Source organism: Streptomyces sp. NPDC008163 (assembly GCF_042956885.1).
Lineage (GTDB): Bacteria > Actinomycetota > Actinomycetes > Streptomycetales > Streptomycetaceae > Streptomyces > Streptomyces drozdowiczii_A.
In genome coordinates this window covers 195,575-209,056 of sequence record NZ_JBIBHG010000010.1, presented here as the reverse complement: position 1 = coordinate 209,056, position 13,482 = coordinate 195,575, and the positions used below count along the sequence as shown (strand labels likewise).

At 72.1% G+C, this 13,482-nt stretch carries 9 protein-coding genes and 1 pseudogene; 5 read left to right on the top strand and 5 right to left on the bottom strand.

The features are described from left to right. Nucleotides 1–49: 49 nt before the first annotated feature. Complete coding sequence (locus ACFZAT_RS22920; RefSeq protein WP_391266378.1) at nt 50–487, bottom strand: YjbQ family protein; 438 nt, start codon at nt 485–487, stop codon at nt 50–52. A gap of 84 nt (nt 488–571) precedes the next feature. Between ACFZAT_RS22920 and ACFZAT_RS22915 the strand changes: the two are divergent. Then, nucleotides 572–1,681, top strand: a pseudogene (locus ACFZAT_RS22915) (NAD(P)-binding domain-containing protein); the annotation flags it as partial. A 15-nt stretch (nt 1,682–1,696) separates the two neighbouring features. Here ACFZAT_RS22915 and mltG read toward each other — a convergent pair. Beyond that, entirely contained in the window at nt 1,697–2,557 is an 861-nt protein-coding gene (gene mltG / locus ACFZAT_RS22910; protein WP_391266376.1) for an endolytic transglycosylase MltG, read from the bottom strand. Nucleotides 2,558–2,621: 64 nt separating this feature from the next. Further along, nucleotides 2,622–4,427: an ABC transporter transmembrane domain-containing protein gene (locus tag ACFZAT_RS22905; protein ID WP_391266375.1), complete on the bottom strand. Its 1,806-nt coding sequence runs from the start codon at nt 4,425–4,427 to the stop codon at nt 2,622–2,624. Between the two features lie 145 nt (nt 4,428–4,572). On the opposite strand from ACFZAT_RS22905, the gene ACFZAT_RS22900 reads away from it, so the two are divergent. Further along, nucleotides 4,573–5,016, top strand: a complete 444-nt coding sequence (locus ACFZAT_RS22900; RefSeq protein WP_073968897.1) for a MarR family winged helix-turn-helix transcriptional regulator — start codon at nt 4,573–4,575, stop codon at nt 5,014–5,016. A 58-nt stretch (nt 5,017–5,074) separates the two neighbouring features. Then, nucleotides 5,075–8,008: an FAD-linked oxidase C-terminal domain-containing protein gene (locus tag ACFZAT_RS22895; RefSeq protein WP_391266374.1), complete on the top strand. Its 2,934-nt coding sequence runs from the start codon at nt 5,075–5,077 to the stop codon at nt 8,006–8,008. A 39-nt stretch (nt 8,009–8,047) separates the two neighbouring features. Here ACFZAT_RS22895 and ACFZAT_RS22890 read toward each other — a convergent pair whose 3' ends face one another. Further along, nucleotides 8,048–8,767, bottom strand: a complete 720-nt coding sequence (locus ACFZAT_RS22890; RefSeq protein WP_391266619.1) for a L,D-transpeptidase family protein — start codon at nt 8,765–8,767, stop codon at nt 8,048–8,050. Between the two features lie 259 nt (nt 8,768–9,026). On the opposite strand from ACFZAT_RS22890, the gene ACFZAT_RS22885 reads away from it, so the two are divergent. Then, nucleotides 9,027–10,829 (top strand): ABC transporter transmembrane domain-containing protein, encoded by a 1,803-nt coding sequence (locus ACFZAT_RS22885; RefSeq protein ID WP_391266373.1) that lies wholly within the window; start codon nt 9,027–9,029, stop codon nt 10,827–10,829. Nucleotides 10,830–10,840: 11 nt separating this feature from the next. Continuing rightward, nucleotides 10,841–12,637 (top strand): ABC transporter transmembrane domain-containing protein, encoded by a 1,797-nt coding sequence (locus tag ACFZAT_RS22880; RefSeq protein ID WP_391266617.1) that lies wholly within the window; start codon nt 10,841–10,843, stop codon nt 12,635–12,637. A 37-nt stretch (nt 12,638–12,674) separates the two neighbouring features. On the opposite strand, the gene ACFZAT_RS22875 is transcribed toward ACFZAT_RS22880, so the two are convergent. After that, nucleotides 12,675–13,466 (bottom strand): metal-dependent hydrolase, encoded by a 792-nt coding sequence (locus ACFZAT_RS22875; protein ID WP_391266371.1) that lies wholly within the window; start codon nt 13,464–13,466, stop codon nt 12,675–12,677. Nucleotides 13,467–13,482 lie beyond the last annotated feature (16 nt).

The window sequence follows — 13,482 nt, the reverse complement described above, 5'->3', positions numbered from 1 at the left end:
CCGCACACACGGAGGACCTTCTCCCATACGAAGGACTTCACCCACACAGTCAGGCGTCGTCCGAGCCCCCCAGGAACGACAACCTGACCTGACGGTTGGTATTGCTCCTGTTCGTGTCGACCAGGCACACCGACTGCCACGTGCCCAGTTCCAGGTGGCCAGCGATCACCGGAAGGGTCGCGTGTGGGGGGATCAGGGCCGGGACCACGTGGTCGCGGCCGTGGCCGGGGTGGCCGTGGCGGTGTTGCCAGCGGTCGTCGGCCGGGAGCAGGGTGTGGAGGGCGGAGAGGAGGTCGTCGTCGCTGCCCGCGCCGGTCTCCAGGACCGCGATTCCGGCGGTGGCGTGCGGGACGAAGAGGTTGAGCAGGCCGTCGCGGCCGGAGGCCGCGCGGGCGAGGAACTGTTCGCACTCCGACGTCAGGTCGGTGACGGTCTCCGTCGAGCCCGTCGTGAGGTGCAGGACCTTGGTGGTGAAGGCAGAAGGCATGGGCCCCATCCTGCCGTGGGCCGGGGCCGGAAACGTTGAGCGACGGCGCGCGGGAAGTTCCTCGGGGCCGCCGTAGTTGGTAGAAGCGTGAACGATTTGGCGATGCGGTCGGTGGACGTCGTGGTGGTCGGCGCCGGGCAGGCGGGGCTCTCCGCCGCATACCACTTGCGGCGCGGCGGTCTGGAGCCGGACCGCGACTTCGTGGTCCTCGACCATGCGCCGGCCCCGGGAGGCGCATGGCAGTTCCGGTGGCCTTCGCTGACGTACGGCAAGGTGCACGGCATGCACGCGCTGCCGGGCATGGAGCTGACCGGTGCGGACGAGGAGCGGCCCTCGTCCGAGGTCATCGGCGCCTACTTCGACGACTACGAGAGCGCCTTCGGGCTGCGCGTGCACCGGCCGGTCGACGTCGGCGCCGTGCGTGAGGGCGAGGGCGGCCGGCTGCTGGTCGAGACCTCCGAGGGTACGTACGCGACGCGCGCCCTGATCAACGCGACCGGGACCTGGGACCGGCCCTTCTGGCCGCGCTACCCGGGGCAGGAGACGTTCCGGGGGCGGCAGTTGCACACGGCCGGCTACCCGGGCCCGGCCGAGTTCGCCGGCCAGCGGGTGGTCGTCGTCGGCGGCGGTGCCTCCGGTACGCAGCATCTGATGGAGATCGCCGAGGTGGCGGCGGAGACCCACTGGGTCACGCGCCGGCCGCCGGTCTTCCGGGACGGGCCCTTCGGGGCGGACCAGGGGCGGGCCGCCGTCGCCCTGGTGGAGGAGCGGGTGCGGCGCGGGCTGCCGCCGCAGAGCGTGGTGAGCGTGACCGGGCTGCCCGTCAACGACGCCATCCGGCGCGCCCGCGAGGCCGGGGTGCTGGACCGGCTCCCCATGTTCGACCGGATCACGCCCTCCGGTGTCGCCTGGGACGACGGGCGCCACATCGAGGCGGACGTCATCCTCTGGGCCACCGGCTTCCGCGCGGCCATCGACCATCTCGCCCCGCTGCGGCTGCGGGAGCACGGCGGCGGCATCCGGGTCGAGGGCACCCGGGCCGTACGGGACCCGCGCGTCCATCTCGTCGGCTACGGCCCCTCCGCCAGCACGATCGGCGCCAACCGTGCCGGGCGCGCCGCCGTGCGCGAGATCGTCGCGCTGCTGCGGGAGGGGACGGCTACGGCACCCGCAGAAGTGCCCGCGTGCGTCTGAGGCCGGGGCGCCCCCTCATCCCCCTCCGCCACGGCTCCGGTTGAACTCCGCCACGTTCCGCTGCTGTTCCGCGTAGTCGTCCGTGAAGCGGGTGTCGCCCGGGGCCACCGTCACGAAGTACAGCCAGGGGCCCGGGGTGGGGGTGATCGCGGCGGTCATCGCCTGTTCGCCCGGATTGCCGATGGGCGTGGGCGGGAGGCCCTTGTGGGCGTAGCTGTTGTAGGGGCTGGCGAGCTTGGTGTCGCCGGTGGTGGTGTCCAGGGTGCTGCGGTTCAAGGCGTAGTTGAGGGTCGAGTCCATCTGGAGCGGCATGCCCCGGTCCAGGCGGTTGTGGATGACGCGGGCGACCTTGCCCATGTCCGCCTCGGTGTCCGCCTCGGCCTGGACGATGCTGGCGATGGTCACCGTCTGGTACACGGTCACGTCGTTGCGGCGGGCGCCCGCCGTGATGTGGTCGGCGCCGAAGTGCCGGCCCGCCGTGTCGGTCATGTAGCGCAGCAGGCTCTTCGGGGTGGTCGCGGAGGTGACCGGATACGTCGCCGGGAAGAGGTAGCCCTCGGGGTTCCCCTTGGCCGCGGGCGGGAGCGGCAGGTCCGACGTCGGCGCTGCCGCGGCGGTCGTGCCGGCGGGTACGCCGAGGGCCTGGTCGACGGCCTCGTAGACCTGGGTCGCCCGGCGCCCCTCGGGGATCACCAGCGTGCGGGCCGTTTCCTCGGACTTCGGTTCCCGTGTGAGCAGGGGGACGCATACCGCCGCGGCCACGACGAGGACGAGCAGGGAGCCGATGAACAGGGTCAGGCGGCCGCGCCTGGTCAGGCGCGTGCGGCGGCGGGGCGGGGTGACCGGGGGCTGCGTATCCGGGGTCTCGTGCGCCATGCGGGCACGCTAACCCGCGTCGGTCCCGGGCCCGGGGACGCCATGCCCGGCGGCCTGCCCCCGGTCAGCCCGCCACGGGGGCCATCTCCGTGTCCCGGCGGACCAGCGCCGCGTACCGTCCGTCGAGCCGGAGCAGTTCCTCGTGGGTGCCGCGTTCCGCCGTGCGGCCGCCGTCGAGGACGACGATCTGGTCGGCGTCGCGGACGGTGGAGAGCCGGTGGGCGATGGTGATCGTGGTGCGTCCGGCGGAGAGTGCGTCGATGGCTTCCTGCACGGCGAATTCGGTACGGGTGTCCAGCGCGCTCGTGGCCTCGTCCAGGATCAGCACCGGCGGGTCGCGCAGGATGGTGCGCGCGATGGCCAGACGCTGCTTCTCGCCGCCGGAGAAGCGGTATCCGCGTTCGCCGACGAGGGTGTCGTAGCCGTCGGGGAGCGAGGAGATGTGGTCGTGGATCTGCGCGGCGCGGGCCGCCGCCTCGATCTCCTCGTCGGTGGCGTCGGGCTTCGCGAAGCGCAGGTTCTCGGCGACCGACGCGTGGAAGAGGTACGTCTCCTGCGAGACGACGCCGACCGCTCGGGCGAGGGTGTCGAAGTCGAGGTCGCGCACGTCGATGCCGTCGAGCGTCACCCGGCCGCCGGTCACGTCGTACAGCCGGGGCACCAGGTAGCTGAGGGTGGACTTGCCGGATCCGGTGGGGCCGACGACGGCCAGTCCGGCCCCGGCGGGCACGGTGACATCGACGCCGCTGAGGGTCGGGCCGCTCTTCTCGTCGTAGCTGAAGTCGACGTTCTCGAAGCGGACCTCGCCGCGGATCTTCTCCAGGCGCACCGGATTCTCCGGTTCCGTGATGTCCACGGTGAGGTCGAGGTATTCGAAGATCCGCTGGAACAGCGCGAGGGACGTCTGCATCTGCACCCCGGTGGAGAGCAGGCTCACGGCGGGGCGGAAAAGGCCCTGCTGGAGGGAGACGAAGGCGACCAGGGTGCCGATCGAGACGGCGGGTCCGCCGGACTGGAGGGCCAGGCCGGCGGCCCAGTAGATGACGGCCGGCATGGCGGCCATGACGATGCCGATCGTGGACATCCGCCAGCGTCCGGCCATGCTGGAGCGCACTTCGAGGTCGACCAGCCGCTCGGACTCCTCGGAGAAGCTCTGGGTGAGCGAGTCGGAGCGGCCCATCGTGCGGCCGAGCAGGATGCCGCTGACGGACAGCGACTCGGTGACGGTCGCGGCCATGGCGGCCATCTGCTTCTGGCGCTGGGTGGTGATCTTCTTGCGCTCGCGGCCGACCCGGCGGCTGATCCACACGAAGACGGGCAGCAGGAGCAGCGAGACGACGGTGAGCCGCCAGTCGAGCGCGAGCATGGCGACGACGGTGGCGATCACCGCGGTGAGGTTGGAGACGAGCGAGGTCGCCGTCGAGGTCACGGTGGCCTGCATGCCCCCGATGTCGTTGGCGATCCGGGACTGGACCTCACCCGTACGGGTCCGGGTGAAGAAGGCGAGCGGCATCCGCTGCAGCTGGGTGTAGACGGCGGTGCGGAGGTCGTGCATGACGCGCTGGCCGACGGTGGTGGAGATGAGGGTCTGGAGCACGCCGAAGACGCTGTTCATCACGGCGGTGAGGATCATGCCGAGGGCGAGCAGCGTCAGCAGCCCGGTCCGGCCCTGCGGGAGGGCGGTGTCCAGGATCTCGCGCAGCAGGAACGGCGAGGCGACCGACACCAGCGACGAGGCGCCGACGAGCAGTCCGACCACCGCGAGGCGGCCGCGGTACGGATGGAAGAGGCGCAGGATGCGGCGCAGCTCGGCGGGCGGCTGGGCGGCGTCCTTGGGCGGGGGTGTCCACGTGGGTTCGTCGGGCTTCATGGGCTCCTTCGTCGGGCGCGCGGCAATGGAACGGGGCGGGGCCGCCCGGACGCGGGGATCGCGACCGTGACAGCCGAGCAGAATGAGAGCATAGCTCATTGTTACCCCTATTCACAATGAACCACGTCCTGATATTGTTCCTCCCATGGATTCCCCCGACCCCGACGGCATGCTCGCCGAACAGCTGCTGCGGCTCACCCGCAGGCTCCAGCGCATCCAGGGCCGCCAGCTGGAGCCGATCGGCATCACGCCCGCGCAGTTCCGGCTGCTGCGCACCGTCGCCCACTACGACGGACCGCCCCGGATGGCGGATCTCGCGCAGCGCCTCGACGTGGTCCCCCGCGCCGTGACCACGCTGGTCGACGCCCTGGAGGCGAGCGGCAGGGTGCGCCGTGTCCCCGATCCGGACAGTCGTAGGGTGGTCCGTATCGAGATCACGGACGAGGGCATCGCCACGCTCCGCTCGCTGCGCGACGCGCGCCGGGCGGCCGCGGAGGAGATCCTTGCTCCATTGACCGCAGGCCAGCGCGAGGTGCTCGGCGGCCTGCTGACCGCCCTGGTCGACGGAATGCCGGAGCGCCGCTGCTGACCGGTCACGGGACGCGGCGCCGAGCCGCCGGACCGACGAGCCGCCGAGGAGAACGACGATGCCGCTACTGGAGCCCGACCCCGACACGCTGCGCCCCGCGGCGGTGCGCCCGCCCTCCCACGACCGCGTGCCCGACGCGCAGGCGCAGGGCACTCCGGAGACGCTGCGCACCGAGCTCACCGCCCTGCTCGGCGCGGACAAGGTGCTCTGGAAGGTCTCCGACCTGGTGAAGTACGCCTCGGACGCCAGCCCGTACCGCTTCGTGCCCCAGGTGGTCGTCGTCCCCGAGGACCTGGACGACATCTCCGCGATCCTGTCGTACGCGCACGGCAAGGGCCGCAACGTGGTCTTCCGCGCCGCCGGCACCAGCCTCAACGGCCAGGCCCAGGGCGAGGACATCCTCGTCGACGTCCGGCGGAACTGGTCCGGCATCGAGGTCCTGGACGACGGCGCCCGCGCCCGTATCCGCCCGGGGACGACGATCGTACGGGCCAACGCCTCCCTCGCCCGGTACGGCAGGCTGCTGGGCCCGGACCCGGCCAGCGCCATCGCGTGCACGATCGGCGGAGTCGTCGCCAACAACGCCTCGGGCATGACCGCGGGCACCACCCGCAATTCGTACCGGACCGTCTCCTCGCTCACCTTCGTGCTGCCGAGCGGCACCGTCGTGGACACCGCCGACCCGGCGGCCGACGAGGATCTGGCCAGGGCCGAGCCGCAGCTGTGCGAAGGGCTGCTGGCGCTGAAGGCGGAGATCGAGGCGGACGCGGCGCTCACGGCCCGTATCCGCGCCAAGTACGAGATCAAGAACACCAACGGCTACCGGCTGGACGCGTTCCTCGACGGCTCGACCCCGGTGGAGATCCTGCGCGGCCTCATGGTCGGCTCCGAGGGAACCTTCGGCTTCATCTCCGAGGTCGTCTTCGACACCCTGCCGCTGGACCGCCGGATCTCCACGGCGCTGCTGTTCTTCCCCTCGCTGACCGCGGCGGCCGCTGCCGTCCCGCTGTTCAACGAGGCGGGGGCCATCGCCGTCGAGCTGATGGACGGCAACACGCTGCGCGCCTCCGTGAGCGTGCAGGGGGTCCCGGCCGACTGGGCCGGGCTGCCGAAGGAGACCACCGCGCTGCTGGTGGAGTTCCGGGCCCCGGACGACGCGGGCCAGGAGGCGTACGAGCGGGCGGCGGCCGATGTGGTGCGGCGGCTGGAGCTGGTCCGGCCCGTCACCTCGGTGACCAACGAGTTCACCCGGGACGCCCGCACCATCTCCGGTTACTGGAAGGCCCGCAAGGCGTTCGTCACCGCGGTCGGCGGCTCCCGCCCCTCGGGTACGACGCTGATCACCGAGGACTTCGCGGTCCCGCCCTCCCGGCTGGCCGACGCCTGCGAGGCGCTGCTCGCCCTCCAGGCCGAGCACGGCTTCGACGCCGCCGTCGCCGGTCACGCCGCCCACGGCAACCTGCACTTCCTGCTCGCCTTCGACGCGGCGCGGCCCTCCGACGTCGACCGGTACGCCGCCTTCATGGCGGACTTCTGCCGGCTGACGGTCGAGCGGTTCGACGGATCGCTCAAGGCGGAGCACGCGACGGGCCGCAACATCGCCCCCTTCCTCGAACTGGAATGGGGCCCGCGGGCCACCGAACTGATGTGGCGTACGAAGCAGGTCATCGACCCCGACGGGATCCTGGCGCCGCGGATCGTCCTCGACCGCGACCCGAAGGCGCATCTGCGCGGGCTGAAGACCATCCCGAAGGTCGAGGCCATCGCCGACCCCTGCATCGAGTGCGGCTTCTGCGAACCGACCTGCCCCAGCCACGACCTGACGACCTCACCGCGTCAGCGCATCGTGCTGCGCCGCGAGATGATGCGCCAGCCCGACGGTTCGCCGGTCGAGACGGGCCTGGTCGACGCCTACGGCTACGACGCCGTGGACACCTGCGCCGGTGACTCCACCTGCAAGCTGGCCTGCCCGGTCGGCATCGACACGGGCGCCATGATGAAGAACCTCCGCCACCAGCGGCACTCTCCGCGCGAGGAGCGGATCGCCGCGCTCACCGCCAAGCACTTCCGTACGGCGGAGACGGCCGCACGGCTCGCGGTCGCCGCGGCGAGCCGGATCGACGACCGGCTGCTGCAAGGGGTCACCCGGCTCGCCCGCCGGGCGGTGAGCCGCGATCTGGTCCCCGAGTGGCTTCCGGAGATCCCCGGCGCCGCGCCCCGCAAGCTGCCGCGCACCTCCAGGACGGGAGCGAGCGCGGTGTACTACCCGGCCTGTGTCAACCGCATCTTCGGCAGCCCGGACAGTCATCGCGGCCCGTCGCTGCCGCAGGCCGTGGTGGCCGTGTCGGCCCGGGCGGGAAAGCCCGTCTGGATCCCGGACGACGTCAACGGCACCTGCTGCGCCACCATCTGGCACTCCAAGGGCTACGACTCCGGCAACGCCGTGATGGCCAACCGGATCGTGGAGGCGGCCTGGGGCTGGACGGCCGGCGGAAAGCTGCCGCTGGTGGTCGACGCCTCCTCGTGCACGCTGGGGATCGCCCACGAGGTGGTCCCGTATCTCACCGAGGACAACCGGGCGCTGCACCGTGAGCTGACCGTGGTCGACTCCCTGGTCTGGGCGGCGGACGAGCTGCTTCCGGAGCTGACCGTGGTGCGCAAGTCCCGTTCGGCCGTGCTGCACCCGACGTGTTCCATGGAGCATCTGGACGATGTCGACCGGCTGCACGCGGTCGCCGATGCGTGCGCTGACGAGACCGTCATGCCCGACGACGCCGCGTGCTGCGGCTTCGCGGGCGACCGCGGGATGCTGCACCAGGAGCTGACGGCGTCCGCGACCGCCAAGGAGGCCGCCGAGGTGCGGTCCCGGGAGTACGAGTCGTATCTCTCGGCCAACCGGATGTGCGAGATCGGCATGGACCGGGCGACGGGCCGCTCGTACCACTCGGCTCTGATGGAGCTGGAGTGGGCGACCCGCCCGGGCCCCGCCTGATCCGTCCCGGCCGCGCCTGACCCGCCCGAGCGGCGCGGGTCAGGCGCGGAGGCTGGCCCGATCGCCCATGACGACGACCGGGTGCTGCTTCGGGTCGAGGGTGCGCAGCAGCTTCTCCATGGCCTCCTTGGAGACGCTCACGCAGGCCGAGGTGCCGCTGCCGTGGTCCATGTGCAGCCAGATGCTGCCGCCCTTGGTCTGTCCCTGCGGGCGCGTCGGGTCGTTGGGCGGGGTGCCCTTGACCCGGTTGTAGTCGATGGCGATGACGTAGTCGAAGTCGTGCCAGTGAGACTTGGCCCAGTAGTGCGGGGCCTGGATCGAGGCGGTCTGCGTGTACGGGAGGCGGGCGCCCGGGTCGGGCAGGACACCGGCCGCGTCGCTGAGGGTGTAGACGCCGACGGGGCTGCGGTTGTCGTTCTCGTGGTGGTCGGGCGTCCAGCCCTTCTTGCCGTTGTGGCCCTTCCAGGAAGCGGTCTTGTCCCAGGTGGAGCCTGACTTGGTGTAGAGCACGACGGTGGAGTCCGCGGAGTCCTTGCCCTCGCCGTAGACGGCGACGACCTGGCGGGATTCGGCGGGGATCTTCGACTGGAGCCGGTCACCCACATCGGGGATGCGCTTCAGGTCCTTGACGGGCGCCTTCGTGCTGCCCTTCCCGGCGGCCGACCGCTCGGCGGCGGCGCCCTTCCTCGTGTCCTGTCCGTCTCCGCAGGACGTCAGGGTCGTGAGCAGGACACCACAGGCGGCCGCCGAGGCCACCATTCGAACCGCACCGGCTATACGCATCCGTCCATGCTCGCACCTGGCGATGTACGCCGTCGGCCACCCCCGGGCGGCCCCGGGGAAAGCGTGCCGAATCTTTACCCGCGCCGCGTAAAACCGTTTGCCGCGATCCCGGTGAGAGGCGAGGCTTGCGCGGTCCGGTTCCCCTGCCCGCGTACTCCGTGGGCGACTCCGTGCTGCCCCGAAGCGCTTTCGCGGCGCCTCGCGAGCCCTGCCTCTTCCGATCCTTTGGGATGTCATGCACATTCGCGATCTTCCGTTCTCGGACCCCGGTGATCCCGACGTCCGTTCAGGCCCCCGCTTCCTGCTGTGGCTGGGCCGCAATCAGATCCGCGGGCAGCTCAAGTCCTTGTTCTGGGGGCTGGTGCACCACTGTTCGATCGCGGGATACCCACTGGCGGTGGGGCTTGCCGTCCAGGCGGTCGTGGACCGGTCGGGCGGAAGGCTCGCGCTGGCCTGCGGGCTGACCGCGCTGCTGGGCGTGCTGACCGCGGTGGGCGACGCCATGCTCCACCGGGCCGCCGTCACCAACTGGATCACCGCCGCCGCCCGGATCCAGCAGCTGCTGGCCCGCAAGACCGCCGAGCTGGGCTCGCTGCTGACGCGCAGGGTCGCGGCAGGGGAAGTGGTCGCCGTATCAACAGGCGACGTCGAGAAGATCGGATGGTTCGTCGAGGCGCTCTCGCGCTTCCTGGCCGCCGCCACGATCCTCGTCGTCATCAGCGTGGGGCTCGTCCTCTACCTTCCGTCGCTCGGCGTTCTCATGGCGATCGCCATGCCGTTCCTCGCCCTGTCCGTCCTGCCGTTGCTGCCGCGCGCCACCCGGCGGGCGGACGTGCAGCGCGAGAAGGGCGGCCGGGCCACCGAGCTCGCCTCGGACACCGTGGCCGGGCTGCGGGTCCTGCGCGGCATCGGCGGCGAGGAGCTGTTCCTGGACCGCTACCGGCGCGCCTCGCAGGAGGTCCGCGAGGCCGCGGTGCACAGCGCCCGGATGTGGTCCCTGATCTCAGCGGTCCAGGTGTTGCTGCCCGGAGTCCTGCTGCTCGCCCTGGTCGTCCACGGGGCTTCGCTGGCCCGTGACGGCAGGATCGAGGTGGGCCAGCTGGTGACGGTGTACAGCGCGGTCACCCTGGCCCTGTTCCCGCTGCGGAACTTCGAGGAGATCGCGATGGCGTACTCCTTCTCCCGCCCCTCCGCGCAGCGCGCCGTACGCGTGCTGTCGCTGAGCCGGAACACCCGCCCGGCCACCGTCGACACGATCCCGTCCGGCGACCTGTACGACCCGGTCACCGGGCTGCTGGCCCCGCAGGGCCGCTTCACCGCGGTCGTCTGCGGCGACCCGGACGAGGCGGGCCGGCTGGCGGAACGCCTCGGCGGACACGCCCAGCCCGAGGCACCGGACTCCGACGCCCCCGAGCCGCCCTCCGTCCTGCTGGGCGGCGTGCCCCTGGACGAACTGGAACCGGGGGCGGCACGGACCGCCGTGCTCGTCCAGGACAAGGACCCCGTGCTGCTCTCGGGCACCCTGCGCGAACTGCTGGACGTGCCGTCGTCCGGGCAGGTGGAGGCCGCGGCCGCCCTGTCCGCCGCGCAGTGCGACGACGTACTGGCCGCGCTGGCGCAGGCGTCCCCCGAGCGGGGCTGCGAGCCGCTGGACACCCGGATCACCGAGCGCGGCCGGTCCCTGTCCGGCGGTCAGCGTCAACGGCTCGCCCTGGCCCGGTCGCTGCTCACCGACCCGGACACGCTCGTCCTGGACGAGCCCACCTCGGCGGTCGACTCGCACACCGAGGCCCGGGTCGCGGCGGGCGTCAAGGCGCTGCGCGAGGACCGTACGACCGTCGTGTTCTCCTCGTCGCCCCTGCTCCTCGACCTGGCCGACCGGGTGGCGCTGGTGCACGGCGGCACGGTGGTGGCGGTCGGCACGCACCGCGAGCTGCTGCGCACCGAGGAGCGCTACCGCACCGTCGTCACCCGCGAGACCGACGACGAGAGCGCCGCACACCAGGAAGCACACCAGGAAATCGAGGAACGGGCATGAAAGGCCAGGCAATGACCGGCGCCGCCGCACCGGCCCACGTACCCCCCGCCTACGACCCGGCGGCCCCGGAGACGGCCATCACCCTCCCGGTCGGCCGGCCCGCGACCGTACGGGCGTACGTACTGGAGCTGATGCGGCGCCACCGCAAGCCGTTCGTCGTGGTCACCCTGCTCAACACGTTCGCGGTGATCGCGTCCATCGTCGGCCCGTATCTGCTCGGCGGGCTCGTGGAGGACCTGTCCGACGGGGCCGAGGACCTGCACCTGGAACGCACCGCGGCCGTTTTCGCGTGCGCCCTCGTGGTGCAGACGGTGGCCACCCGGTTGATGCGGCTGCGCAGCGCCATGCTGGGCGAGGAGATGCTCGCCGACCTCCGCGAGGACTTCCTCGTCCGCGCGGTGCGGCTGCCTCCGGGCGTGCTGGAGCGGGCCGGGACGGGTGATCTGCTGTCCCGGATCACCACGGACATCGACCGGCTGGCCAACGCGATGCGCGAGGCCGTTCCGCAGCTGACGATCGGCGTGGTGTGGGTGGGTCTGCTGGTCGCCGCCCTCACCGTCACCGCTCCCCCGCTGGCCCTGGCCGTGGTCGTGGCGCTGCCGGTGCTGCTCGTCGGCTGCCGCTGGTACTTCCGCCGGGGTCCGGCGGCGTACCGCTCGGAGGCCGCCGGTTACGCGGCGGTCGCCGCGGCGCTGGCGGAGACCGTGGACGCGGGGCGGACCGTGGAGGCGCACCGGCTGGGGGCCCGCCGGGTCGCGCTGTCGGACCTGCGGGTGAAGCAGTGGACGGCGTGGGAACGGTACACGCTCTTCCTGCGGACGGTGCTGTTCCCGGTCGTCAACATCACGTACGCGACGATTCTGGGCGCGGTCCTGCTGCTGGGCGGCTGGTTCGTCATCGAGGGGTGGATGACCGTCGGGCAGCTCACCACCGGTGCGCTGCTCGCCCAGATGATGGTGGACCCGATCGGTCTGATCCTGCGCTGGTACGACGAGTTGCAGGTGGCCCAGGTGTCGCTGGCGCGGCTGGTGGGCGTCCGGGAGATCGAGCCGGACGCGGGTGACGCCTCGGTGTCCCCGGACGGCCGGGATGTGCGCGCCGACGAGGTGCGCTTCGGGTACGTGGACGGGGTCGACGTGCTGCACCGGGTGTCGCTGGACGTGGCGCCGGGTACGCGGCTGGCGCTGGTCGGCCCGTCTGGTGCGGGCAAGTCGACGCTGGGCCGGCTGCTCGCGGGCATCTACGAGCCCCGGGACGGCGAGATCACGCTCGGCGGTGCGCGTCTTTCGCGGATGGTGACGGAGCGGGTGCGGTCGCATGTGGCGCTGGTCAACCAGGAGCACCATGTGTTCGTCGGTTCACTGCGGGACAACCTGCGGCTGGCCCGTACGGACGCGGAGGACGCGGAGCTGTGGGCCTCGCTCGCCGCGGTCGACGCGGACGGGTGGGCGCGGGCCCTGGAGCAGGGGCTCGACGCGGAGATCGGCTCGGGGGGCCTGGTGATCACCCCGGCGCAGGCCCAGCAGATCGCGCTCGCCCGGCTGGTCCTGGCCGATCCGCACACGCTGGTCCTGGACGAGGCGACCTCGCTGCTCGACCCCCGGGCGGCCCGCAACCTGGAGCGGTCGCTCGCCCGGGTGCTGGAGGGCCGCACGGTGGTGGCCATCGCGCACCGGCTGCACACCGCGCACGACGCGGACGTGATCGCCGTGGTCGAGCAGGGCCGGATCACCGAGCTGGGCAGCCATGACGAGCTGGTGGCGGCGGACGGGGCGTATGCCGCGCTCTGGCGCTCCTGGCACGGCTGACGGGTGCGCGGGGCCGGTTCGCCGGCCCCCGCACGGTTCAGAAGACGTTCATCGCGAAGGCCGCGCCCACGCCGCCGAGGATCATGAAGACCGGCATCAGCACCTTGACCTCCACCCAGCTGCCGGCCTTGAAGCGCATGAACTGCGGCGGACCGATCGGGTACCAGCGCTTGCGGCCCAGCGGGATCGGCCACAGGATCGGGCAGCCCGAGACGGTCAGCGCGTCGCCGATGTCGTGGACCAGGGCGCCGAGCACGATCGGCAGCCCGAGCCACAGGTATTCCTGGCCGGGGTCGGTGAACAGCCAGTCGGCGCCGTTGCCCGGCTTGTCGAGGATGCCGGCGAGAATCCAGGCGCTGGTCGCGCCGAGCAGCCACACCAGGACATCGCTGGAGACCCGGGCGGCTCGCCAGAGCAGCCCTTCGACGGCGAGGACCAGGTGGACGAAGAGGATGGCGAGGACCCCCCACCGCCCGCCGGTGATCGCGAGGGCGGAGGCGGCGGCCCCGGTCAGGACCGCCCAGACCCAGGTGTGCGTCAGGGTGCGGTGGCCCCCGTTGCGGTTGGAGTCGCCCCGCATCCGGGTGGCCTTGTAGACGGCGTGCGAGAGCTTGTCGACGATCTCGCACACCAGACGTGAGAGGGGGCCGAAGGCCCGCGAGATGGTCGCCGACTTGTGATCGAGGTCGGGGGCGAGCGCGGCGCCCGCGCTGATCAGCGCCCCGACGACGAGGACGGGCCACGGCATGGTGTGGCCGGTGGCCGCCGCCGCGGCACCCACCCCCAGCCAGGCCGCTGCCCCTGACAGAGAGTGTGCCGGTCCCATCATGACTGCCGAGCCCCCA

Bases quoted from the DNA above. Each gene is read 5' to 3' on its own strand.
- ACFZAT_RS22920 (WP_391266378.1), bottom strand. From the start codon at position 487: ATGCCTTCTGCCTTCACCACCAAGGTCCTGCACCTCACGACGGGCTCG.
- mltG (WP_391266376.1), bottom strand. From the start codon at position 2,557: ATGGCGCACGAGACCCCGGATACGCAGCCCCCGGTCACCCCGCCCCGC.
- ACFZAT_RS22905 (WP_391266375.1), bottom strand. From the start codon at position 4,427: ATGAAGCCCGACGAACCCACGTGGACACCCCCGCCCAAGGACGCCGCC.
- ACFZAT_RS22900 (WP_073968897.1), top strand. From the start codon at position 4,573: ATGGATTCCCCCGACCCCGACGGCATGCTCGCCGAACAGCTGCTGCGG.
- ACFZAT_RS22895 (WP_391266374.1), top strand. From the start codon at position 5,075: ATGCCGCTACTGGAGCCCGACCCCGACACGCTGCGCCCCGCGGCGGTG.
- ACFZAT_RS22890 (WP_391266619.1), bottom strand. From the start codon at position 8,767: ATGGTGGCCTCGGCGGCCGCCTGTGGTGTCCTGCTCACGACCCTGACG.
- ACFZAT_RS22885 (WP_391266373.1), top strand. From the start codon at position 9,027: ATGCACATTCGCGATCTTCCGTTCTCGGACCCCGGTGATCCCGACGTC.
- ACFZAT_RS22880 (WP_391266617.1), top strand. From the start codon at position 10,841: ATGACCGGCGCCGCCGCACCGGCCCACGTACCCCCCGCCTACGACCCG.
- ACFZAT_RS22875 (WP_391266371.1), bottom strand. From the start codon at position 13,466: ATGATGGGACCGGCACACTCTCTGTCAGGGGCAGCGGCCTGGCTGGGG.